Below are 22405 nucleotides of genomic sequence, written 5' to 3' on the forward strand. Positions count from 1 at the left end.
CGGACGACAACCTTGGTGCCATCGGAGAACCTTCGAGCACCGAGGAGAGTCATGAGCGAGGAGAGGCCGGGCGGATCGATCCGTATCGGCGACAGCGAGCGTGAGGACGCGGTCAGGCGTCTGGGCGAGCACTACGAAGCCGGCCGGCTGAGCGCGGACGAGCACTCCGAGCGTGTCGAGCAGGCATTGAAGGCGAAGACCGCCGCCGACCTGAACGGCCTGTTCGCGGACCTGCCGCGAGAGCAACCGGCCGCCGCGGGAGCCTCGGGACCCTGGAAGCCGCCCTTCGCCGGACGTGGGCCACTCAGTAAGGTCCCGCTGCCGTTGCTCGTCGCGCTGGGCGCCATCGGCGTACTGGCGTCGATCGGGTGTGTGGTGGGTGGTGGGCATCCGCCGATCCTGCCGCTGGCATTGATCGTGGCGGCCGTGTTCGTCGTCCGGAAGCGGCGGATGGAGCGGCGCGCATGAGAAGCGTGTACCGCGTGGTCGGCCTGCTGATCGCGATCGCGGTCGTCCTGCAGATCGCCTCCATCGCGCTCGCCGGGTTCACGATCGCGAAGGACGCCGACGACGGCACCTCGATCGGGGCCGACTACAGCAACTTCGGTCAGAGCTACCACAGCATCGCCGGTACGGCGATCGGGCTGCTCGCGCTGGTGTTCCTGATCGTGTCGTTCCTGACCGACGTCCCGCGCGGCCGGGTGCTCGCCGGGATCGTGGCCGGTCTGGTGGTCCTGCAGTTCCTGCTCGCGGTGGTGTCCTTCGGGGTGCCGGCGCTGGGCATCCTGCACGGGATCAACGGGCTCGCGATCGCTGCTGTGGCGAGTATGGGGGCGCGGCGGGCCGCCGTACCCAACCAGACCGTGACCAGTGGCTGAGGTCAAGAAACGCCGCTGGGGCCGGTTGGTCGCGCTGGGGATCACGTTGGCGGTGCTCGCGCCGCTGGGCTATCTCTGGGCGACCAGCCTGGTCCCGGGCACCTACGACCCGGCCGAGATGGGGTACGCCGACTACGGCGGCGGACCGGCCTCCATGGAGCACATGCACCACGGCGGGATGAGCGTCGCGGACCTGACCGGGCCGCGATCCGGTACGCCGGACGTCGCGGTGACGTTGGTGGCGCGGAAGCAGAAGTACCAACTGAAGTCGGGGGAGAGCGTCGACGGGTACACCGTGAACGGGACGTCCCCGGGTCCGCTGATCCGGGCGCGTGTCGGTGACCTGGTGCAGGTGACGTTCGTGAACGAGTCCGTGCCGGACGGCGCGACGTTGCACTGGCACGGGATCGACGTACCGAATGCCGAGGACGGGGTGGCCGGCGTGACGCAGGACGCCGTACCGGTGGGTGGGAAGCACGTGTACCGGTTCGAGGCGGAGCAGGCGGGGACGTACTGGTACCACTCGCACCAGGTGTCGAGCGACGAGGTGAAGGGCGGCCTGTTCGGGTCGATCGTGATCGCGCCGGCGTCTCCTGGTGAGGTGGTCGCGGTGATCCACACGTACGACGGCAAGCGCACGATCAACGGGCGCACCGGGACCGGGAAGGTGGACCTGCCGGCGGGTACGACGGCGCGCGTGCGGGTGATCAACACGGACAACGCGATCTTGCGGGTCGGTCTCGTCGGTACGCCGTACAAGGTGGTCGCGGTGGACGGGCGTGACGTCCACGGCCCGTCCGCGGTGACGGCTGCCTATCCGTTGGCTGCCGGGGGTCGCGTGGATCTCGAGGCTGTGGTGCCGGCGGACGGGATGCGGTTGGTCGCTGGTACGACAGCCGTTTCACTCGCGATCGGTCCGGCGGACCCCGCCAAGACCGAGTTGCCGAAGGACACCGTCGATCTGCTCAGCTACGGCACGCCCGCGCCGCTCGGGTTCGATCCGGCGAAGGCGAACCGGAAGTTCGAGTACCGGATCGGGCGGCGGCCTGGGTTCCTGGACGGGGTGCCGGGGTTGTGGTGGACGATCAACGGGCACAAGTTCCCCGACGTACCGATGTTCATGGTGGCGGAGGGGGACGTGGTGCGCATGACGATCTCCAACACCAGCGGTCAGGCGCATCCCATGCACCTGCACGGCCATCACGCGGTCGTCCTCTCCCGCAACGGCGTCGCCGCGACCGGTTCACCCTGGTGGGTCGACACGTTGGAGGTAGGCAACAAGGAGACCTACGAGATCGCCTTCGTCGCCGACAACCCCGGCCTCTGGATGGACCACTGCCACAACCTCCCCCACGCCTCGCAAGGACTGATGACCCACCTCATGTACGAAGGCATCACCACCCCCTACCGAGTAGGCGGCCCCTCCCACAACACACCGGAGTGAGGTCAGGAAGCTTCCTGGAGGGCGGCCAGGTGGGTGCAGGCGGCTTCCAGGGCGGCGGGCTGGGTTGCGTACGAGCCGTGCCAGAGGGGGTTGTCCGGCTGCGGGTCGAGTTCGTCGTCGACGTCGGCGTACCACTCGTGCGTCGTCCGGAAGACCCGCGCGTGCAGATGGTTGTCGTTCACCGCATCACTCCTGGAGTGAGAACCGTGTACCACTCCAGGATGTGACGCGGGTACGGCGGAACGCGCCAGCGACACGCGGCGGATCAGGTGACGACGACCGTGATCCGCTGCGCGGAGTTGTTCGCGAAGCCGCCGCGGTTCCAGTCGGCCTCGATCGGCTGCTCGTTTCCGGCCGCGTCGTACGCGCGGACCGTGAGCACGTGCTCGCCGGGAGTCGCCTCCCAGTCGTACGCGAACGCCCGCCAGGCGAAATCGTCGTTGCCGGGGGCATCCAACGTCGCCGGATGCCAGTTCACGCCGGCGTCGGTGCTGACCTCGACCCGTTCGATCGGCGCCCACCCGGACCACGCCCGGCCGAACAACGCAACGGTGCCAGCGGCAACGAACCGGTTGCGGCTCATGAAGTCCGGGAACCCGGGCGGGACCAGCAGCGCCCGCGGTGCGATCCGGGTGATCGCCTTCCCCGGATCGTCCGGCGCGTGCTTGATCCGGTACGCGACCGTGTTCTGGAAACCCTGGAACTCGTGGTCGATCAGCTCGATCGACCGCAGCCACTTCACACTCGCCATCCCGTACCACCCGGGCACGACGAGCCGCAGCGGGTACCCGTGCTGCGGTGGCAACGGATCACCGTTCATCTCCCACGCGACGATCGCGCCGGAGTCGATCGCCTCGGCCAGCGACAACCCACGTTGGTAGTCCTGCTCGACCCCGCGCTCCACGCCGTGGTCCGCACCGGTGAACACCACATCCACGGCGTCTTCGCGGATTCCGGCCAGCCGGAGCAGATCCGCCAGCAGCACTCCGGTCCACTCCGCCGTACCGACTGCTTCCGACAACCAGGGTTGGCTGATCGGGCGCGGCTGCAAGGTGGCGCGGCCGTTGCCGGCGCACTCCAACGTGACCCGGATCGTCCGCCGCCCCATCGCCCGCAACTCGGTCAGCCCGATCGACAGCGGTTCCTCGACGCACCCACCGAGTTCGAGGTACCAGTCGCCCGCGTTGGTCGCCGGGATGTCGTAGTGCACCAGGACGTAGTGCAGTCCCGGCGGCGTCACGTCGTACCGCATCCCCTCGAGCGGCATGCCGTGGTTGCGCGCCGCGAGTTGCAACTCGTCCGGCGTGATCCCCTCACCCGTGTCCGCCAACCGCCCCCGGACACTGAACTGCTCAATCGACATAGATCCCTCCCCTAGGCCAACCCTAGAGGTAGGGACCGGCTACAACCACCCGTTGTCGAGGGCGATCCGGGCGGCTTCGGCGCGGGTCCGGGCGCCGGTCTTGCCGATCGCGGCGGAGAGGTGGTTCCGGACGGTGCCTTCGGACAGGTGCAGCTCCTTGGCGATGTCCGCGACGGTGCCGCCTTCACGCGCGGCCCGGAGCACGTCGGACTCCCGGCCGGTGAGCGGACTGGTCCCGGCCACCAACGTCTCGGCGGCGAGTGACGGATCGACCACACGGAGACCCTGGTGCACGCGGCGGACCGCGTCCGCGAGCTGCGTCGCGGGCGTGTCCTTGACGACGAACCCCGCGGCACCGGCCTCCATCGCGCGCCGCAGGTACCCCGGCCGGCCGAACGTGGTCACCATCAGCACCCTGACCCCGGGTACGGCGGTACGCAACGCGGCTGCCGCCTCGATCCCGTCGAGCCCGGGCATCTCCACGTCCAGCAACGCGACATCGGGCCGGGAGTTCTTCGCGGCGTCGATGACCTCGTCACCGCGACCGACCTCGGCCACCACGTCCAGGTCGGGCTCGAGGTCCAGCAGGGCGGCGAGGGCGCCACGGACGAGCGCCTGGTCGTCGGCGATCAGCAGTCGGATGCTCACGGCACCATCCTCACAGGTCGACCTTCACGGCCAGCCGGAACCCGCCGCCGGGCGCCTGCCCGACCTGCACGCTCGCACCGGCCGCGGTCGACCGCTCGCGCAACCCGACCAGTCCGTGCCCCGATGCGCCGCCCCCGGGCGTCGGGCCCTTCCCGTCGTCGAGGACTTCGATCTGCGTGGCCGACAGCCGGATCGTGCAGCGCTTCGCACCGGAGTGCCGGACGACGTTCGTCACGCCCTCCCGCACCACCCAGGCGAACAGCTCCCGGGTCTGCTCCGGTACTTCGTCGACCGTGGTCGGCAGGTCCGGCTTGATCTCGGCGGCCTGCAGCGCGGCCCGGGCCGCGACCAGCTCGCCGGCCAGACTCAGCTCGCGGTACCCGGCGACCGCGGCCCGGACGTCCGCGAGCGCGGCCCGCGCCAGGCTCTCGACGTCCGCGACCTCGACGGCCGCCCGCTCGGGATTCGCCGCGATCAGCTTGCCGGCCAGCTCCGCCTTGACCGTGATGACGGTCAGCGAGTGGCCGAGGATGTCGTGCAGGTCCCGGGCGAACCGGTTGCGTTCCTCCTGGACCGCCAGCTCGGCCATGTCCTTGCGAGCCGCGTTCAGCTCGATGCTGCGCTGGAGCGCTCGCCGCATCCCGAACGTCGCGAGCGCGCCGAGGAAGATCGCGAACCCGTAGCTGTTGTCGGCGGTCCAGTCCGGCACCAGCCGCATCGACACCTCGGCGCCGACGAGCAGCAGGAGGACGAACGCGACCGCCGTACGGACCTCCAGCAGCATCATCGCGACCGCGGAGATGTAGACGAGCCCGGTGAGCGCTGTCTGGCCGGCGGTCGGGATCATCAGCAGACACAGCGCCAGCATGATGCCGAGGTAACCGATCCGCTGCCAGTGCGGCAGCGTCCCGGCTCTGGCGTTCCGGCGCAGCAGACCGAAGAACCCGAGGTAGCTGGCACCGAACAGGATCACCGTGGCGAACCCGAGCACCTGGACGACGCCGTGCTGGCGCTCGGAGACGCTCTGCAGCGGCTGCGAGAGGTAGAACAGCCAGATCCCGCCGGCGACCCAGGCCCAGCGGCCGGGGCCGCCGCCCATCCGATCGGCCAAGCCGTCCAGCACGCTTGGTGACGTCTTCACGGTGGTCACGGTATTCCTTCTTCGTGGTGAACCGCGCGGGCGGTCCGAGATGATGCAGCTGCTTCAGGCGCGGGCGGTGTCCGCCTGGTACCGGCGCAGGCCGATGAACCCCAGGACGAGCGTCCATCCGAGCACGACCAGCAGCGCCTGGGTGTCCACACCGCTCTGCGTCAACGCGCTCCGGGACGTCAGACCGGTCCAGTACGCCGGGGTGAGCTGCGCGATGTGCTTCATCACCGAGGGCATCTGGTCGACCGGCAACCACAGCCCGCCGAACGCCGCGATCAGCATCGTGCTCAAGCCCGTGATGGGTTGCACGCTGTCCGGCTTGGCGACGTACCCGATGACCAGGCCGATCGCGGCGAACGGCAAGGCGCCGAGCCAGGACACCAGCGCGACCGTCATCCACTGCGTGGCACTCAGGTGCACGTGGCCGAACGTCATCCCGCACAAGAACACCACGAGCAGCGGCGGGACGGCCAGCAGCAGGCTCAGGATCACCTTGTTCACGACGTACGCCTGGGGCTTCAGCGGGGTCAGGCGGAGCGTCCGGTTCCAGCCGCCGTCGCGCTCGGCCGCGATCACGCCGCCGCTGCTCATCGCGGCGGACATCGAGCCGAACATCGCCATGCTCACCATCACGTAGGCGATCGCGGAGATCCCGGCCTCGTTGGCGTCCTGCGGGATGGTCAGCCCGAAGATCAGGAAGAGAACCAGCGGCATCAGGATCGAGAAGATCAGTACCCGCCGGTTCCGCAGGGTGCGGCGGATGTCGAAGATCAGGTAGTTGCGGTTCATGCCAGGGTCTCCTGTGCCTCGTCGCGGTCCTTGGCCTCGTCGCTGATCGCGAGGACGGCGTCCTCGAGGTCGGCCGAGGTCACCTCGATGTCATGTGCCTTGGTGTTGTCCAGCAGGTACCGCAGGGTGTCGTCGGAGTTCGCGCACTGCAGCAGCACGACGTCCCCCCGGGTCTCCACGTTCCGTACGCCGGGTTGCGACGCGAGCGCGGCCAGATCGGCGCCGGGGATCGTGGCGCGGATGGTGCGGCCGGAGACACTCGCCTTGATCTGCGCGGCGGTGCCGTCGGCAACGATCTTGCCGTTCCGCATCAGCACCACGCGGTCGGCGTACGCGTCGGCCTCTTCCAGGTAGTGGGTGGCGAACAGGACGGTGCGGCCGCGGGCGGTCTCGGCGTGCATCGACGCCCAGAAGTCGCGACGGGACTCGACGTCCATCCCGGTCGTGGGCTCGTCCAGGACGATCAGGTCCGGCTGCGGGATGATCGCCATCGCGAACCGCACCCGCTGCTTCTGACCGCCGGACAGGCCCTTCATGGTCCGGCGAGTGAGGTCACCGATCCCGGCCCGCTCGAGCGCTTCCTGGACCGGCATCGGGTCCTTGTGCAGGCCCGCGACCAGGTTCAGCAGCTCGCCGACCTTCGCGTCCTCGATGATGCCGCCGCTCTGCAGCATCACGCCGACCTGGCCCTGGGCGATCGCGTCGGTGGGCGTCCCGGCGTACACCTGGACGGTGCCCTGATCCGGCTTGACCAGACCGAGCAGCATCTCGATCGTGGTCGATTTGCCGGCCCCGTTCGGGCCCAGCAGCGCCACCACCTCACCGGACCGGATCGTCAGGTCCACCCCGGCGACGGCCTGCACGTCCGCGTATTTCTTGGTCACACCCCGCAGGCTGACCGCAGTCGTTGTCGTCATACCGAAAGCTTCCCGAGCAACGGCGCAGGGCACCTGGATCGACCGTCACAACCCACCCATGACATCCGTCAGCCCGCTTCGCGGAAACAAATCGCCGTCCAGCGGCCAAAAACTTCCGATGATCGCCGCTGGCACTCACCAACCCTCTCGGTAACCCAGCAGGAGCCCGTCTGGGGCGCGCGTGGGAGGTCTGGGTGGGCGGATCGGGACTCGGCGTGCGGATTCGAGGTGGCGGCAACTGGTGCGGGGCCGGGGACGTCACACAGTCGACGGATGTTGGGCGTGGGCGGCGTACGAGGGACGGAAGGGACGGGTGGGATGGCGACCTTGACGGTGTGGAAGTTCGAGACCTGGGACGGGGCCAATCAGGCGATCGGGACGCTCGAGAGCCTGGCCAAGCAGAAGTCACTGCGGATGCACGACGCGGCGTCGGTGTCCTGGCAGCCGGAGAAGCGCCGGCCCCGGACCCGGCAGTTGCGGAGCCTGACCGGCCCCGGAGCCGTCGGCGGGATGTTCTGGGGGATGTTGTTCGGGACGATCTTCCTGATGCCCTGGGCCGGTGCGGCGATCGGGGCCGCGGCGGGCGCGGTGGCGGGATCGCTGATCGACGTGGGCATCGACGACGACTTCATCAAGGAGGTCCGAGCGCAGGTGACGCCGGGGACGTCCGCGCTGTTCCTGCTGTCGAGTGACGAGGAGACCGGCGAGGTTCGCGAGACGTTCCGGAAGACGGGGCTGCGCGCAAAGCTCATCCACACCAACCTGAGCGACGACCAGGAAGCCGCCATCCACGAACTCTTCGCCGACTGACCGACCTAGGCCGTGTCTGGCAATTCCCCGCCTACTGCGCGGCACTCGGCACGGCACCTCGCTGCACGTGAGCAAAGGCCACGATGCTCCGCATCGAGACCTTCGCTCCCGCGCACCGAGGCACCGTGCCGAGCACCTGCTCGCTACGGCGCGGAATTGCCAGACACGGCCTAGGCGTCGGGGTGGGCTTGGACGACCGAGAACGAGGACGGGTTCTACCTGTCGCTGCAGCAGAACTGACAACCCGCGGCCGCCCTTCCGACGAAGGGCGGCCGCGGCGTGTTCAGCGACGGACGAAGTCGAGGATCTGCAGCCAGTCCTCTTCGATCAGGTCGTGGCCGCCCGGGCGGACGTGGTAGCCGATGCCGTCCGCGCCGAACGCGGGACGGGCCGCGACCACGGCCAGGTACTCGCCGACCGGGTCGGCCCACGCGTCGTCCTCAGCGCTACAGACGTAGACGCGGCGCGGAGCGATGCTCGCCAGAAGCTGGTGCTGGTCCACTGCGAGCTTGTCCTCGCGACCGGCGTACGCCGTGAACGACGGGACGAACCAGTGCGGGAACCGCGACGTGATCGCGGCGATGTCCTCACCGCCCGGGTGCCGGAAGAGCGAGGCGCCGCAGCAACCCGAGTCGTTGGACACCGTCACCGCGAACCGCTCGTCCTGGACGCCGGCCCAGAGCGCCGCCTTGCCCAGCCTCGAGTGGCCGACGGCGATCGCGGTGACCGGATCGATGCCTTCGATGTGCCCCGCGGCGTCGAGACAGCGGGACAGACCCCACGCCCACGCCGCGACCGCTCCCCAGGGCTCGCCGTCCGTCGTCGGGAAGAGCGCCCGTACGCCGGCCGCCGTGGCTGCCGGGTCGTCGGGTTCGATCTGGCGGTAGTCGACCGTGAGTACGGCGTACCCTGCCCGCGCGATCGCGGCGTACGGCCAGCGACGGGCCTGTTCCCCCTCGAGCGTCTCCTCGATGCCGGTGAAGCTCAGCACCACGAACACGGGCGCAGGGGCGCCACCCGTGGGCAGGTGCGTGAGAAGGTCGAGTTCGAGGTTGCCGAGCGGGCAGGCGATCACCGCGCGGTGCCGGAGACGGTCGGCCGCTCCGTCGAGTACACCGTCCTCGCGGGACTGCAGCACCAGGTCGGTCAACTGTCCGCCAGGTGGGGTGTGGCCGTAGATCGTGTCGGTGAAGGTGCCGATCACGTCGGCGCCGAGGGGTGGGAGGTCGCCTGGCAGTTCGGCGTTCTGCCAAGCGTCGGGGAGCGGTCGTTCCGTCATGGGGAGTCCCGTCGTAGCGCAACTATTTCCGCGGCCGATTCTGCCCGGTGAGCGGCGCGTCAAGCGCAAGTGATTTCACACCTCTAGACTCGGGTCTTCACCGATCGCGCGAGGAGGGGCCATGGCGAAACGGGCCAGCATGAGTGACGTCGCCCGGGTGGCAGGCGTCTCGCTGACCACCGCCTCGCGCGCGCTGAACGGTGTCGGCCGGGTGTCCGCCGAGACGCGGGCGAAGGTGATCGAGACCGCGGAACGCCTGCAGTTCCAGCCGGACATGATCGCCCGGTCGTTCGTCACCGGGCGCAGCTTCATCGTCGGCGTGCTCGCGGAGAACGCGCGCGGACGGTTCAGCATGCCGCTGATCGTCGGCGCCACCAACCACCTCGGCCGGGAGAACATCGCGGCGGTCACGCTCGACGCGCACGGTACGCCGCGGGTGCTGCATGAGTACCTGAAGCGACTGCGGTCCCGCCGGATCGACGGGATCCTCGTCGTCGGCGACGACCCGAACCGCGCGAGTCTCGTGCTCTCCGAGGACTTCGCCGTACCGGTCGTCTTCGCGTCGTCGTCCGCGACACCGGAGACGGACTATGTCGTCGCGCCCGACAACCGGGGCGCGGGGCGGGCGGCGGCCGAGCAGCTGATCCGTCTCGGGCGGCGGCACATCGCGCATGTCACGGCCGCTGTGCACGAGCCGGCGGTCGATGCGCGCGTCGAGGGGTTCAGCCGGGCGATGGCGGCGGCCGGGATGCCGATCGCGATGGGTGGCGTGCCGTTGTACGGCAGCTATCGGCAGCGGTGGGGCCTCGACGCGGCGGAGCGGATCATCGCGAGCGGTCAGCCGGTGGACGCGATCTTCGCCGCCAACGACGAGATCGCGATCGGGTTGTTCGCCAGCTTCCACAGGCACGGGATCCGGGTGCCGGACGACATCGCGATCGTCGGGTACGACAACCGCCTGGCCGGCGTCATGCGGCCCGACCACCCGCTGAGCACGTTCGACCCGGAGCTGACGTCGGTCGGGGCACGAGCCGCGGAACGTCTGCTGTCGGTGATCGCCGGCACCGGCGAGCCGGGCATCGACTACGTGCGACCGCGGTACGTCGAGGGCCGGTCGACCGTCGGTCCGACATTGGAGCCGTACGACATCCTCTGACCGGTACGAAATGGGTTGACCCGTGGTGTGCGGGGTGTGACAGTCGCGCGATGACCGGTGTGCCGAAGCTGCATGACGACGAGGTCGAGATCGACTCCACGCTGGTGGAGCGACTGCTGGCCGAGCAGTTCCCGCGCTGGGCCGGGCTGCCGGTGCGCGTGGTCGAGCGGTCCGGCACCGACAACGTGACGTTCCGGGTGGGGGACGAGCTCGCGGTCCGGTTGCCGCGGACGGCCCGGACCCAGGGGCAGGTGGAGAAGGACATCGCGTGGATGCCGCGACTGGCGCCGTACGTGCCGGTGGCGATCCCGGAGCCGTTGGAGCTCGGTGTGCCCGGCGCCGGCTATCCGTTCACCTGGGGCGTGTACCGGTGGTTGCCGGGGGCGCCGTACGCGCCGGAGAACGCCGACCCGGTGCGGTTCGCGGGGGAGCTCGCGGAGTTCGTGCGCTGTCTGCGGGAGGCCGACGCGACGGGTGCGCCGGTGCCGTCCGACGATCCGTTCGAACGCGGTACGCCGCTGGCGCCGCGGGACGCGATGTTCCGCGAGGCACTCGACGAGCTCCGCGAGTACTTCGACGTCGACCGGGTGCTCGCTTCGTGGGACGAGTCCCTGGCCGCGGACCCGTTCGGCGGCCCCGCGCGCTGGATCCACGGCGACCTGATGTCCGGGAACCTCTTGGTTGCCGATGGCAAGTTGTCGGCGGTCATCGACTTCGGCACGGCACGCTCCGCGGACCCCGCCGGTGACGTGATGCCCGCGTGGTGGCTGTTCGAAGGCGAGTCCCGAAACGCCTACAAACAAGCCCTCGCCATCGACGAGCACACTTGGCTCCGCGCCCGCGGCTGGGCCCTCTCCCTCTGCCTGATCGCCATCCCCTACTACCGCCACCGCAACCCCGATGCCATCCCCAGCGGCCAGCAGTTCATCGCCGACCTCCTCGCCGACTGAGGTTCTCACCAGAGCTTGTCGATGTCACCTGGGTAGAGACCGATCCTGGCGTGGTGAAAGTCGGATTCCGCGACGGCCGGGTCGAAGAAGGCGCCGACCGCGACTTTGTCGAAGCCGGGCTGATCGCTCGGGAACGGGTTGTCCTCGGTCCCGCCGACGAGAACCGTGCCTGGGAGGACCCGGAAGCCGGCGCGACCGTAGAACGGCCCGAGCCCGCGATCACACGTGAAGATCGCCAGGTCCAGCCCGAGCTCGATCATCACAGCCCGAGCCGCTGTCACGAGCCGATGCCCGTGTCCCGCACCGCGACGATCCGCCCGCGTCACCACGGTGCTCAACCCGCCGGCGAGGTAGCTGCTGCCGGCGTGCTGTAGAGGCTTCCGCAGGACGTCCAGCGCCGAAACCACGACGCCCTCATCGGTGAGCAGGACCGAGAGCGGGTCCAGGGCCGGGTCGTGCACCAAGGTATCCACGGGGGTAGAGGTCCCCGGCCAGGCGTCGTCCTGCAGAAGCAGTACCTGCCGCCGGAGGTCGCTCGGTACGTCGGCCTCGGGATAACGCTCGATCCGCACGCCACGAACCTAGCTCGTCGAGGAATGGGACTTGAGGGTGTTGAGGCCTTGCCAGAGGAGGTCTTGGAGGGTGCGGGCGACTTTTTCGGGGGTTGGGGGGTTGGGGGTGCGGGTGCGCCAAATGGCGAGGCGTTCGGTGGCGCCGGAGATGCTTTGGGCGATGATCTGGATCTCGTCGTCGTCGGTGGGGCGGCCGGCGGGGAGGTTCATCCGCACCATCGTCGCGATCAGTTCGATGAAGGCCGCCCGTACCTCGTCGGTCGCCTCGGCGGCCGGGCCGGCGCTGAGCATGCCTTCGTCGACGAGCACCGACCACGCCTGCGGGTGCTCGTCGAGGAACCGGAACCACGCGAGGAACCCGGCGTACAGCGCGTCCTCGGCGTCCGAGGCGGCCAGGACCGCGTCGGACACGGTGTCCAGCAGGTGCCCGCGGAGCCGCGCCAGGCACGCGAGGAACAGCCCGTCCTTCGAGCCGTAGTACTGGTAGATCAGCGGCTTCGAGACCCCGACCTGGGCGGCGATGTCGTCCATCGACGTGCCCTGGTACCCGCGCTCGCCGAAGATCCGCTCGGCCGCCTCGAGGATCTCCCGCTCCCGCGCGGCGCGGTCACGGCGGCGCTTCGGCGGGCCTTGCGGAACGGTGGTCGACGTCACTTGCGCAGTCTAACTGACTCCGAGTAACTTACTACGAGTAAGTTCAGCCGAGCAGGAGGCCAGGATGAGCGAGCAGCACCGGATCGTGGTGATCGGCACCGGATTCGCCGGGATCGGCATGGCCGTCCGCCTGAAGCAGGCCGGGTACGACGACTTCGTGGTCCTCGAACGCGCCGACGACGTCGGTGGCACCTGGCGGGACAACACCTACCCGGGCTGCCGGTGTGACGTCCCCTCGCACCTGTACTCCTTCTCGTTCGCCCCGAACCCGAACTGGTCGTCGACGTTCTCGCCGCAGCCCGAGATCGAGGACTACCTGCGGCTCGTCACCGACGCGTTCGGGGTCCGCCCGCACATCCGCTTCGGCCACGCTGTCGAGTCGGCGAACTGGGAGGACGGCCGGTGGCGGATCCGCACGAGCCAAGGCGAGTTCACGGCGGACATCGTCCTGTCCGGGATGGGTCCGCTGGCCGAGCCGTCGTACCCGAAGCTCCCGGGGATCGACGACTTCGAGGGTGAGGTCTTCCACTCGGCGCGCTGGAACCACGACCTGAACCTCAGTGGCCGCAAGGTCGCCGTGATCGGCACCGGCGCCTCCGCGATCCAGTTCGTGCCGGCGATCCAGCCCGAGGTCGAGGAACTGCACCTGTTCCAGCGGACGCCGCCGTGGGTGATGCCGCGGCCGGATCGCAAGATCACCGCGGTCGAGAAGGCGGTGTACCGGCGTTTCCCGATGGTGCAGAAGGCCGTCCGGGCCGGGATCTACTGGGGTCGCGAGTCGATGGTGCTCGGGTTCACCAAGCTGCCGGCGATCATGAAGCAGGCACAGAAGGTCGCCGAGAAGCACCTCGCGCACCAGGTCCGCGACCCGTTGCTGCGCGCCAAGCTGACGCCGGACTTCACCCTCGGCTGCAAGCGCGTGCTGATCTCCGACGACTACTACCCGGCGGTCGCGCGGCCGAACGTCGAGGTGGTCACCGACGGCATCGCCGAGGTCACCCCGACCGGCATCGTCACCACCGACGGCGTGAAGCACGAGGTCGACACGATCATCTACGGCACCGGCTTCAAGGTCACCGACCTGCCGGTGATGGACATGGTGCACGGCCGCGATGGCGTCTCGCTGCGCGAGGCCTGGACCGACGGCATGGAGGCGCACCTCGGGACGGCGATCGCCGGCTTCCCGAACTTCTTCATGCTGATCGGCCCGAACACCGGTCTCGGGCACAGTTCGATGGTGTTCATGATCGAGTCCCAGATCGCCTACATCATCGACGCCCTGAAGACCATGGACGCCCAGGGCCTGAAGCAGGTCGAGGTACGCCGCGACGTCCAGCGCGCGTTCGTCGACGGCGTCCGGTCGTCGATGCGGAACACGGTCTGGACCCGCGGCGGCTGCACCAGTTGGTACCTCGACTCGCAGGGCCGCAACACCACCCTCTGGCCGTCGTTCACATTCACGTTCCGGCGGCGGACCCGGCGCTTCGATGCCGGCGAGTATCAGACTCTCGCTATGTGACATCGTGCGTGTTACATTCGATCGGTCGGATAGACCGGCTGATCGGAGGATGCCGCGGTGCCGGAGTTGCTGCTGCCGCTGCACGGGATCGGAGGTCGAGGGGACCTGCCGGTGCCGCTGTGGCTGGCGATCTACTCCGCCGGCGCCGCGGTCGCGGTGTCGTTCTTCGCGCTCGCCGCGTTCTGGTCGCGCCCACGGTTCGAACCGGCCGTAGGGCGGCCGCTCGGTGTCCTGACCCGCGTCGTCGATCACCCGGCGACGCGCGGCGTACTGCGGGCGGCCGGGCTGGTGGCGTTCGCGCTGCTGCTGGGGGCCGCGTGGTTCGGTGATCCCGAGCCGTCGCGGAACCCGGCGCCGACCTGGCTGTACGTGTGGATCTGGGTCGGGATCATCCCGCTCTCGCTGCTCTGCGGCCCGATCTGGCGGCTCGCGAATCCGTTCCGCACGATCGCGAGGCTCGCGCGACGGACGACGTACCGACGACTGCCGGAGCGGGTCGCGTACTGGCCGGCGGTTGGCGGGCTGGCCGTGTTCGTCTGGCTCGAGCTGGTCTATCCCGACGGTTCGGAGCCGCGCACGGTCGCGCTCGCCGTGATGGTGTACGCCGTGGCGAATGTTGCCGCGGGCATCGTCTTCGGCCCGAGCTGGTTCGCGCTCGGCGACAGCTTCGAGGTGTACGCCGAAACGCTCGCGCACCTCAGCCCGCTCGGTCGCGAGAACGGCCGGCTGGTCCTGCGGAATCCGCTGGCCGGCCTGGCGAAACTACCGCAGCGGCCCGGCATCGTCGGACTGCTGTGTTTGTTGCTCGGGTCAACGGCCTTCGACGGCATCTCGCGTTGGTCCGTCTGGACGCGACGCACCGGAGAACTCAGTCGCCCGCAGCACCTGATCGTCTACACGCTCGGTCTGATGGTCGCCGTGGCGGTCGTGACCGGGCTCTTCCTACTCGCGGCGCGGACGACCGCGGACGTACGCCCCGGCGCCCTCGGAAACGCCGGACTGCCCGGCGCGTTCGTGCACTCGCTGGTCCCGATCGCGATCGGGTACGCCGTCGCACACTACTTCTCGTTCGCGATGTTCCAGGGGCAGGAGGGCTGGCTGCTCGCGACCGACCCGTTCGGGCGCGGCTGGGACCTGCTCGGGACGGACGGGACGCGGATCGACTATGCGTTCCTCGGGACCGGATTCATCGCGGGGGTCCAGATCGGTGCGATCGTGCTCGGACACGTACTCGGGGTGGTGTCCGCGCACGATCGCGCTGCCGATCTGTTCCGTCGCCGGCAGCTGCGCCGGGCGCAGTACCCGATGCTCGCGGCGATGGTCGCGTTCACGGCCGGCGGGATCGCGTTGGTGACGGCCTCGTGATCGCGCTGCACATGGGTGGCATCCCGGAGACGGCGATGGTTCTCGGTCCGATCTTCCTGATCGTCGCGTTCATCCGGATCGCCCGCCGGAACGAGTCGAACCTTCCCGACGACGGTGACGACTGGGACGCCGACCTCGGGGATCTCCCGGACAGGCCGTCCGATCGGCGCGCGCATCATCAGTAGCCTCAGTGAGGCCCGGCAAACCCCCTGCGGTTCGCCGGGCCTCCTGCCCCGTTGGCTCAGGCAGCCAGCGCCGGCTCGTAGTACCCGCTGACGCGCGAGATGCCAGGCGCGCTGACGAGCTCGGCGAGCCGCGCGCAACCGGCGATCAGAGCGGACTCCAGCGTCGGCCAGTCGTCGACACACCAGTACGGGTCGTCGGGCTGCCGATCGTTGTCGTCGTCGATGTCGGCACACCAACCCCCGCCGCGCGTGTGGTGAACGTGAAGCCGGAGTCTCATGATCGTGGTCTTTCGGTGCGGGCCGTTCTGCCAGCTACACGGTCCCGCGCGCAACCCGGTTCACGCATGCGGAGGATTACCTATCCCACTCCCCACGAATCCCTGACGCCACCTGGGGGAGGTCAGCCGGTTGAGGGGAGGGCTTTGGGGTCGAAGCCGAGTTCTTCGTAGGCGACCTGTTCGATCTCGCGGCCCATTGCCTCGCGGAAGGCCGCGACGAGGGCCTGGCCGGCGAGCGGGATGATGCCTTCCAGGGTGCGCTGGATCTCCGGCCAGCCGTCGGCCGGCATGCCCGCGTTGGTGAACTCGCGCCAGACGGTCGAGCGGAACAGCTCGACGTAGATCTTGGCGACCGCGTCGGCCTGCGCGAACAGCTTCGGGAGCATCTCGAAGATCGCCTGCATCGGGACGCCGAGCTTGATCACCTCGAGACCGGTGCGGAGCAGGTCCGGGTTGTGGATCCGCAGCCGGCCGTCGTCCAGCCGCTCCGCGATCCCGAGCTCGACGATCTGCGCGATCACCGCCGGGTCGTGCGGTACGCCGGCCCGCTCGGCCAACTGGAACTCGTCGAGCTCCTCCGGCTCCGCCGGGGTCCACGGGTTCACCAGCGTCTCGAAGACCCCGAGCGCCATCGCTCCGTCGGGCAGCTCGCCCATCATCCGCTCGACCGCGGCCAGCGTGTAGCCCTTGTCGAGCAGCTCCCGGACCAGGGTCAGCCGGGCGATGTGGTCGTGACCGTAGTACCCGGTCCTGCCGACCAGCCGCGGCGGCGGGATCAGCCCGCGCCCGGCGTAGGCACGCACGTTCCGGACCGTCATGCCCACCTTGGCGGCGAGCTGGTCGACGGTGAGCTCCTCGTCCGCGTTCCGTTCCACCCTTGACAGTCTTGCAGACTCCACGTTACATAGTAGATGTAACATGCTCCATGGCGCATGCCTCATGTCCTGAAGGAGACTGTCCATGGCGATCCCGCTGGCGACCACCGGTACGGCGAGCTTCGACCAGATCGCCATCGTCACCGGCGTCGTGTCGCTGCTGTACCTCTCCCTCGCGGTCCTGCTGTGGCGCGAACGCACCGGCCGCGTCACGCTCGTCGGACGGTTCGCGGCTTTCATCGGGCGACTCGACGGAGTGCCCCGGTGGGCCGCGCTGACGCCGTACCTGCACGCGGTCTCGCTGCTCGCCTGCGCGTTCGGCGTCTGGTGGGACATCGCGGTGCACATCGACCGCGGCCGCGACACCGGCCCGTTCGGGACGCCGGCGCACTACCCGATCTTCTTCGGCATCCTCGGCGTGATCGTGTCCGGCGTCCTGCCGATCGCGCTGGCCGGCAAACCGCTGCCGGCCAGGACGATCAAGCTCACCAAGGGCTGGCGGATCCCGTGCAGTGCGGCGCTCGTGACCGTCTGCGGGACGTTCGCGCTCGTCGGGTTCCCGCTCGACGACGTCTGGCACCGGTTGTTCGGTGAGGACGTCACGCTGTGGGGCCCGACCCACCTGTTGATGATCGGCGGCGTGGTCTTCTCGATCTTCGCCCGGCTGCTCGCGCTGGCCGAGGTGGAGCAGTTGATCGGCATCAACGTCCGCCGCCGGTTCCAGGAGATCGTCTCGGTCGGCGCGCTGCTGATCGCGTGGGACCTGTTCAGCACCGAGTTCAACTACGGCGTACCGCAGTTCCCGTTGATCCTGCAGCCGATCCTGATCGTGTTCGGCGCCGCGATGGCCTTCACCATCCTGCGGGCGCGGCGTGGTCCGGGGTCGACGTTCGCCGCGCTGGCCGTGTACCTGATCATCCGTGGCGGCATCGCGTGGGCCGTCGCCGAGCCGCTCGGCGAAATCGTCGGGCACTTCCCGTTGCTGGTCGTCGAGGCGCTCCTGGTCGAGCTCACCGCGTTTGCCTTGGGCAACAAGTTCCGCTTCCGTCTGGGCGCCGTCTCCGGTCTGCTGATCGGGACCGTCGGCGTCGTCGCGGAGTACGCCTGGAGTCACGTCTGGATGCCGATCGCGTGGCCGTCCTCGACGCTGCCGTCCGCGATCGGGTACGGCGTGGTCGCGGGGATCGGCGCGGGTCTCGCCGGGGCCTGGCTGGCGACCCGGTACGCCGAGGTCGCGGGCGAGGAACGGGCGGTCGGGATCAAGCACATCCGGCCGGTCGCGGTCCGGCGTACCCATCAGCTCGGCGCGGCCGGCCTGGTCGCGGTCGCCGCGACCGTGTTCTTCTGCGTACCGCGGTCCGCGGATCCGGGCGTGTCGGGGGTCGTGACGTTGGAAAGGGCGGCCACGGGGGCCGAGCCGACGGCGTACGTGACGATCACGCTGTCGCCCGCGGACGCGGCCGACGGCGCGCGGTGGTTCGAGGCGATGGCCTGGCAGGGCGGCGGGCTGGTGTACCACCCGATGGAGAAGGTTGCCGACGGCACGTACCGGTCGGCGGACGCGCTGCCGATGTACGGGAAGTGGAAGTCGATGATCCGGCTGCACCAGGGGCAGCGGGACATGGTGGCGACCTGGGTGTACGCGCCGGAGGACCTCGCGATCGCCAAGCCCGCGGTGCAGGTGTCGAACGGGCAGACGGTCGACTTCGTCAACGAGCAGACGGTGCTGCGTCGCGAGGAGCGGACCGACGTGCCACGATGGATGTGGAACGGCGGCTACGCGCTGCTCGGCGTGGTCGGGCTGCTCGAGGTGATCGGGATCGCCTGGCTGGTCGGGCGTGGTGCCCGCGGCGGGCGGCTACGGGCGGCCCACCTGGCCGCCGGCGAACGGGAACGGGAGACCGCGTGACGATCCAGTTGGAGCGATCCGGCATCACGACGCCGGACGGAGTACGGCTGAACGTCGAGGTCACCGGCCGCGCCGACGCCCCCGTGACGGTGCTCCTCGTGCACGGCTGGACCTGCTCCACCCGGTCCTGGCACAACCAGGTCGAGAACCTGCCGGAGATTATGGGGGACGGCGTACGGATCGTCACCTACGACCACCGGGGTCACGGGCGGTCCGACGCCGCGCCCGCGGGGTCGACGCGGCTCGATCAGTTGGCCGACGACCTCGTCACCGTGATGGACACCGTCGTCGGCGACGGGCCGGTGGTGTACGCCGGGCACTCGATGGGCGGAATGACGCTGATGGCGGCCGCGGATCAGTACCCGAAGCTGTTCGGGTCCCGGATCCGGGCGGCGGCCCTGGTCAGCACGACGTCGGGGCATCTCACCGAGGGTGCACTGGGCATCCCCAAACGGTTCGACCCGGCCGCGTCCCGGATCGCACCGCGCGTCCTCAACCTGGTAGGCACCCGAGCAGACCGCCGTGCCGATGCGATCGCCCGCCGTATCGAGGCACGGGCAGACGAGGCGGCCCGCGAGCAGGCGGAAGCGGGTGCGAGGTCTTCGCGGGTTGCGGGTGCTGCTCGGCGGGCGGCCGTGCTCGCGGCGAACCTGCAGCGACCGGCGTTGCGGCAGGTGGTGTTCGGGAAGAAGGCGGACCCCGCCGAGGTCGACCTGTTCCTGCAAGATCTCGCGGTCGTCCCGGGCCTGTCGTACGGCGGGTTCTTCGAGACGATGCTCGAGCACGACCGCGGTCACGCACTGAAGGTCCTCGACCAGCTCCCGGTCGAGATCATGCACGGCACCCGCGACCGCCTGCTACCGCCCCGCCACGCCAACCGGATGGCCGCCCAGCTCCCGACGGCGCGCCTCTGGATCTATCCCGGCGCGGGCCACATGCTCATGCAGGAACGCCCCCGCGACGTCACCCACCGCCTGGCCTCCCTGGTCCGCAAGATCCGCGACTGAGAAGCGCGTCACGGCCGGCGGCGGATTCCTGGCCTAGGCTCGCGGGTGTGCAGAATCTTCTCTCCGATGTGGTCGTCGTCGATCTGACGCGGGCGTTGGCCGGGCCGCATGCGGCGATGATGCTGGGGGATCTCGGCGCGCGGGTGATCAAGGTCGAGACGCCGAACGGTGGCGACGACAGCCGCGGCTGGGGTCCGCCGTTCGTCGACGGCGAGGCGACGTACTACCTGTCGGCGAACCGGAACAAGGAGTCGGTGACCGCCGACCTCAAGTCGGACGAGGGCAAGGAGTTCCTCACCAAGCTCGTCCGCAAGGCCGACCTGCTGATCGAGAACTTCCGGCCGGGCGTGCTCGACCGGCTCGGGTTCTCGACCGAGCGGCTGCACGAGCTGAACCCGGGCCTGGTGATCCTCTCGATCACCGGCTTCGGCCACGACGGCCCCGAGGGCGGCCGCGCCGGGTACGACCAGATCGCGCAGGGCGAAGGCGGTCTGATGAGCATCACCGGCGAGACCGAACCGACCAAGGTCGGCGCCCCGATCGCGGACCTGCTGGCCGGCATGTACGGCGCGTACGGCGCCCTCGCCGCGCTGCACGAACGAGCCGTCACCGGCAAGGGCCGCGTCGTGCGGACCAGCCTGCTCGCCGCGGTCGTCGGCGTGCACGCCTTCCACGGGACGAAGTGGACGGTCGCGCACCAGCTCCCCGAGCGAGTCGGCAATCACCATGCGCAGATCGCGCCGTACGGGCTCTATCGCACGCGGGACGACATCGTGCAGGTGGCGGTCGGGAGCGAAGGCCTCTGGCGGCTGTTCGCGCCGATCGTCGGGCTCGACCCGGACGACGAGCGGTTCGCGGTGAACTCCGAGCGCGTCGCCCGGCGGGACGAGCTGACCGCGGCGATCGAGACCGCGTTCGCGGCCGAGTCGGCGGACGCGTGGCTGGAACGCCTTGCGCAGAAGGGCATCCCGGCCGGGAAGGTCCGCGATTTCCAGCAGGTCTACGAGTGGGAGCAGACGCTCTCGCAGGGTCTGCTGATCGACGTCGACCACCCGACGCTCGGCACCATCCAGCTCCCGGGGCCGCCACTCCGCTTCGACGACAACCCGTACGCCGGCGCTCGCGAGACGAACCTCCCGCCGCCCCGCCTCGGCGAGCACAACGTGTCGGTGCGTCGCTGGCTGGACGAGTAGGCGGGTCTGCACCACTCACCAACCACCGAGAAGCCGCCGAGCCCACGCTCAGCCGGGAGCCGAACGCGAGTGTTCGCGGCGCTTGGTGAGTGCTGGCGGTCCGCCCGTCGACGCGCGGATCACCAGCTCCGGGCGGATCAGCGTCTTGCGCGGCCGCTCGCTCGCGTCGCTCTTCAGCCGCTGCATCAGCAGGTCGACAGCGGTCGAGCCGACCTCGGCCGCGGGGAGCCGGACCGTGGTGAGCGGTGTCTGCAGGTAGGCGGCGTACGGGTGGTCGCCGTATCCGGTGATCGCGACGTCTCCGGGGACATCGAGGCCCTGCTCGGCGAGCAGCCGGAGCAGACCGAGGGCGAAGTAGTCGTTCCCGGTGATGATCGCGTCGGGGTGTCCGTCGGCCAGCAGGGTTTGGGCGAAGCGGTACGCCTCCTCCGGCTGCCACGGCAGCGTGAGGGAGTCGTACCGCTTCGTCGGCACCGCGCGCACCTGGTCGTCCGAGACGGGCAGGCCGGCGTCGGCCATCGCCCGCCGGAACCCGATGACCCGGTCCGCCGTGGTCGTGATCGGCAGGTCCTCCTCGAGTACCAGCAACTTGCGTGCACCGCCCGCGATCAGGTGGCTGGTCGCTTCGTACGCGCCGCGCTCGTTGTCGACGCCGACCATGTCGCAGTCGAGTTCGGGCACGTCACGGTTGACGAACACCAGCGGGATGCCGGCGTCCCGGACACGGCGCCAGTGGTCCCACTCGGCCTGGACCGGGACGACCACGGCGCCGTCGACCGCGGAGCGCAGCAACGCCTCGGTGGCGCGCTGCTCGTTCTCCGCGCTCTCGTCGGTGACGAGCAGCAGCAACGAGTACCCCTGGGCGCGGACCCGGAGCTCGATGCTGCTGATCAGTTGTGCGTAGAACGGGTTGGAGGGGTTGGTGATGACGAGGCCCAGCGTCATCGCGGACCCGAGCACCAGCGACCGGGCCAGCGTGTTCGGGACGTACCCGATCCGCGCGGCCTCGGCCTGTACGGCGGCCCGCGTCCGCGCGCTCACACTGTCCTTGTCGCCGAGCGCGCGCGACACGGTGTTCACCGACAGCCCGAGCGCCGACGCGATGTCCCGCAGCGTCGGCCGCCGTGCCTCGCCCATCGTCCTCTCCTATGCCTTCACAGCCAGGTGGATGCGTACCTGGACCGAGCCCTCGACCTTAGCGCGCAGCCGCAGCCAGTGGCCGAACCCGCTGGCCGGCCAGCTGACCAGCTTGCCTGGTTCGACCACGTGCTCGGTGTCGTCCAGATCGCACCAGGTGAGGCCGTCGGGCGACACCTGGGTCACGTACGTCGCCGTACCGTCGCCGCCGACGTGCTGCACGAACCAGCGTGCCTCACTCGCCCAGGCGACCTCGTACGGCTCGGTGGCGAACCGGGTGTCGAAGGTGGTGTCGCGTTCCAGCACCGCCGTCATGGACTGTCGCAT

At 69.6% G+C, this 22405-nt stretch carries 25 protein-coding genes; 12 read left to right on the forward strand and 13 right to left on the reverse strand.

Annotated elements, in window-relative coordinates:
- Positions 1-51: 51 nt before the first annotated feature.
- From ACFYRH_RS32030 to ACFYRH_RS32040, 3 genes are read left to right on the forward strand one after another with little or no spacing between them, the layout of a single operon-like run.
- Positions 52-468, forward strand: coding sequence for a DUF1707 domain-containing protein (locus tag ACFYRH_RS32030; protein WP_387783130.1), 417 nt, complete (start codon positions 52-54; stop codon positions 466-468).
- Positions 465-878, forward strand: a complete 414-nt coding sequence (locus ACFYRH_RS32035; RefSeq protein ID WP_387783132.1) for a hypothetical protein — start codon at positions 465-467, stop codon at positions 876-878. The genes ACFYRH_RS32030 and ACFYRH_RS32035 overlap by 4 nt, the downstream gene beginning before the upstream one ends.
- Positions 871-2322: a multicopper oxidase family protein gene (locus ACFYRH_RS32040; protein ID WP_387783134.1), complete on the forward strand. Its 1452-nt coding sequence runs from the start codon at positions 871-873 to the stop codon at positions 2320-2322. Before ACFYRH_RS32035 ends, ACFYRH_RS32040 begins: the two co-directional genes overlap by 8 nt.
- Before the next feature lie 2 nt (positions 2323-2324).
- On the opposite strand, the gene ACFYRH_RS32045 is transcribed toward ACFYRH_RS32040, so the two are convergent.
- The 6 genes from ACFYRH_RS32045 to ACFYRH_RS32070 all read right to left on the reverse strand — a co-directional run bounded on the left by ACFYRH_RS32045 (position 2325) and on the right by ACFYRH_RS32070 (position 7189).
- On the reverse strand, positions 2325-2504 hold the full coding sequence (locus ACFYRH_RS32045) for a hypothetical protein (protein WP_387783136.1): 180 nt from the start codon (positions 2502-2504) through the stop codon (positions 2325-2327).
- Positions 2505-2587: 83 nt separating this feature from the next.
- Positions 2588-3685, reverse strand: coding sequence for a sulfite oxidase (locus ACFYRH_RS32050; RefSeq protein WP_387783138.1), 1098 nt, complete (start codon positions 3683-3685; stop codon positions 2588-2590).
- 39 nt (positions 3686-3724) lie between these two features.
- Entirely contained in the window at positions 3725-4333 is a 609-nt protein-coding gene (locus tag ACFYRH_RS32055; protein ID WP_387783140.1) for a response regulator transcription factor, read from the reverse strand.
- A gap of 10 nt (positions 4334-4343) precedes the next feature.
- Positions 4344-5474, reverse strand: coding sequence for a sensor histidine kinase (locus tag ACFYRH_RS32060; RefSeq protein ID WP_387783142.1), 1131 nt, complete (start codon positions 5472-5474; stop codon positions 4344-4346).
- Positions 5475-5537: 63 nt separating this feature from the next.
- On the reverse strand, positions 5538-6272 hold the full coding sequence (locus tag ACFYRH_RS32065) for an ABC transporter permease (RefSeq protein WP_387783144.1): 735 nt from the start codon (positions 6270-6272) through the stop codon (positions 5538-5540).
- Positions 6269-7189 (reverse strand): ABC transporter ATP-binding protein, encoded by a 921-nt coding sequence (locus ACFYRH_RS32070; protein WP_387783146.1) that lies wholly within the window; start codon positions 7187-7189, stop codon positions 6269-6271. Before ACFYRH_RS32070 ends, ACFYRH_RS32065 begins: the two co-directional genes overlap by 4 nt.
- Before the next feature lie 318 nt (positions 7190-7507).
- Here ACFYRH_RS32070 and ACFYRH_RS32075 point away from each other — a divergent pair, with 318 nt between their 5' ends.
- Positions 7508-7999 carry a DUF1269 domain-containing protein gene (locus ACFYRH_RS32075; RefSeq protein WP_387783148.1) on the forward strand — a complete coding sequence of 164 codons (492 nt, stop codon included), beginning with the start codon at positions 7508-7510 and terminating at the stop codon, positions 7997-7999.
- 283 nt (positions 8000-8282) lie between these two features.
- Here ACFYRH_RS32075 and ACFYRH_RS32080 read toward each other — a convergent pair whose 3' ends face one another.
- Positions 8283-9278 (reverse strand): acetylxylan esterase, encoded by a 996-nt coding sequence (locus ACFYRH_RS32080; protein WP_387783150.1) that lies wholly within the window; start codon positions 9276-9278, stop codon positions 8283-8285.
- Between the two features lie 121 nt (positions 9279-9399).
- Here ACFYRH_RS32080 and ACFYRH_RS32085 point away from each other — a divergent pair, with 121 nt between their 5' ends.
- Both ACFYRH_RS32085 and ACFYRH_RS32090 read left to right on the forward strand, forming a co-directional pair.
- Positions 9400-10434 (forward strand): LacI family DNA-binding transcriptional regulator, encoded by a 1035-nt coding sequence (locus ACFYRH_RS32085; RefSeq protein WP_387783152.1) that lies wholly within the window; start codon positions 9400-9402, stop codon positions 10432-10434.
- Between the two features lie 50 nt (positions 10435-10484).
- Positions 10485-11384 carry an aminoglycoside phosphotransferase family protein gene (locus ACFYRH_RS32090; RefSeq protein ID WP_387783154.1) on the forward strand — a complete coding sequence of 300 codons (900 nt, stop codon included), beginning with the start codon at positions 10485-10487 and terminating at the stop codon, positions 11382-11384.
- 5 nt (positions 11385-11389) lie between these two features.
- On the opposite strand, the gene ACFYRH_RS32095 is transcribed toward ACFYRH_RS32090, so the two are convergent.
- Both ACFYRH_RS32095 and ACFYRH_RS32100 read right to left on the reverse strand, forming a co-directional pair.
- Positions 11390-11956 (reverse strand): GNAT family N-acetyltransferase, encoded by a 567-nt coding sequence (locus ACFYRH_RS32095; protein WP_387783156.1) that lies wholly within the window; start codon positions 11954-11956, stop codon positions 11390-11392.
- A gap of 9 nt (positions 11957-11965) precedes the next feature.
- Positions 11966-12610 (reverse strand): TetR/AcrR family transcriptional regulator, encoded by a 645-nt coding sequence (locus ACFYRH_RS32100; protein ID WP_387783158.1) that lies wholly within the window; start codon positions 12608-12610, stop codon positions 11966-11968.
- Between the two features lie 64 nt (positions 12611-12674).
- Between ACFYRH_RS32100 and ACFYRH_RS32105 the strand changes: the two genes are divergently transcribed.
- From ACFYRH_RS32105 to ACFYRH_RS32115, 3 genes are read left to right on the forward strand one after another with little or no spacing between them, the layout of a single operon-like run.
- Positions 12675-14129, forward strand: a complete 1455-nt coding sequence (locus ACFYRH_RS32105) for a flavin-containing monooxygenase (protein ID WP_387783160.1) — start codon at positions 12675-12677, stop codon at positions 14127-14129.
- A 57-nt stretch (positions 14130-14186) separates the two neighbouring features.
- Complete coding sequence (locus tag ACFYRH_RS32110; protein ID WP_387783162.1) at positions 14187-15494, forward strand: hypothetical protein; 1308 nt, start codon at positions 14187-14189, stop codon at positions 15492-15494.
- Positions 15491-15679: a hypothetical protein gene (locus tag ACFYRH_RS32115; RefSeq protein ID WP_387783164.1), complete on the forward strand. Its 189-nt coding sequence runs from the start codon at positions 15491-15493 to the stop codon at positions 15677-15679. The genes ACFYRH_RS32110 and ACFYRH_RS32115 overlap by 4 nt, the downstream gene beginning before the upstream one ends.
- A gap of 56 nt (positions 15680-15735) precedes the next feature.
- On the opposite strand, the gene ACFYRH_RS32120 is transcribed toward ACFYRH_RS32115, so the two are convergent.
- Positions 15736-15957 carry a hypothetical protein gene (locus ACFYRH_RS32120; protein ID WP_387783166.1) on the reverse strand — a complete coding sequence of 74 codons (222 nt, stop codon included), beginning with the start codon at positions 15955-15957 and terminating at the stop codon, positions 15736-15738.
- Between the two features lie 122 nt (positions 15958-16079).
- Positions 16080-16832 (reverse strand): MerR family transcriptional regulator, encoded by a 753-nt coding sequence (locus tag ACFYRH_RS32125; protein ID WP_387783168.1) that lies wholly within the window; start codon positions 16830-16832, stop codon positions 16080-16082.
- A gap of 85 nt (positions 16833-16917) precedes the next feature.
- Here ACFYRH_RS32125 and ACFYRH_RS32130 point away from each other — a divergent pair, with 85 nt between their 5' ends.
- The 3 genes from ACFYRH_RS32130 to ACFYRH_RS32140 are packed head-to-tail and all read left to right on the forward strand — an operon-like array spanning position 16918 to position 20941.
- Complete coding sequence (locus ACFYRH_RS32130) at positions 16918-18741, forward strand: hypothetical protein (RefSeq protein ID WP_387783170.1); 1824 nt, start codon at positions 16918-16920, stop codon at positions 18739-18741.
- Complete coding sequence (locus ACFYRH_RS32135; protein ID WP_387783172.1) at positions 18738-19748, forward strand: alpha/beta fold hydrolase; 1011 nt, start codon at positions 18738-18740, stop codon at positions 19746-19748. Before ACFYRH_RS32130 ends, ACFYRH_RS32135 begins: the two co-directional genes overlap by 4 nt.
- A gap of 47 nt (positions 19749-19795) precedes the next feature.
- Positions 19796-20941, forward strand: coding sequence for a CaiB/BaiF CoA transferase family protein (locus ACFYRH_RS32140; RefSeq protein ID WP_387783174.1), 1146 nt, complete (start codon positions 19796-19798; stop codon positions 20939-20941).
- A 48-nt stretch (positions 20942-20989) separates the two neighbouring features.
- Here ACFYRH_RS32140 and ACFYRH_RS32145 read toward each other — a convergent pair whose 3' ends face one another.
- Positions 20990-22078: a LacI family DNA-binding transcriptional regulator gene (locus tag ACFYRH_RS32145; RefSeq protein WP_387783176.1), complete on the reverse strand. Its 1089-nt coding sequence runs from the start codon at positions 22076-22078 to the stop codon at positions 20990-20992.
- 9 nt (positions 22079-22087) lie between these two features.
- On the reverse strand, positions 22088-22405 hold the full coding sequence (locus tag ACFYRH_RS32150; protein ID WP_387783178.1) for a hypothetical protein: 318 nt from the start codon (positions 22403-22405) through the stop codon (positions 22088-22090).

The sequence above is a fragment of the Kribbella sp. NPDC004875 genome, from assembly GCF_042873375.1.
Lineage (GTDB): Bacteria > Actinomycetota > Actinomycetes > Propionibacteriales > Kribbellaceae > Kribbella.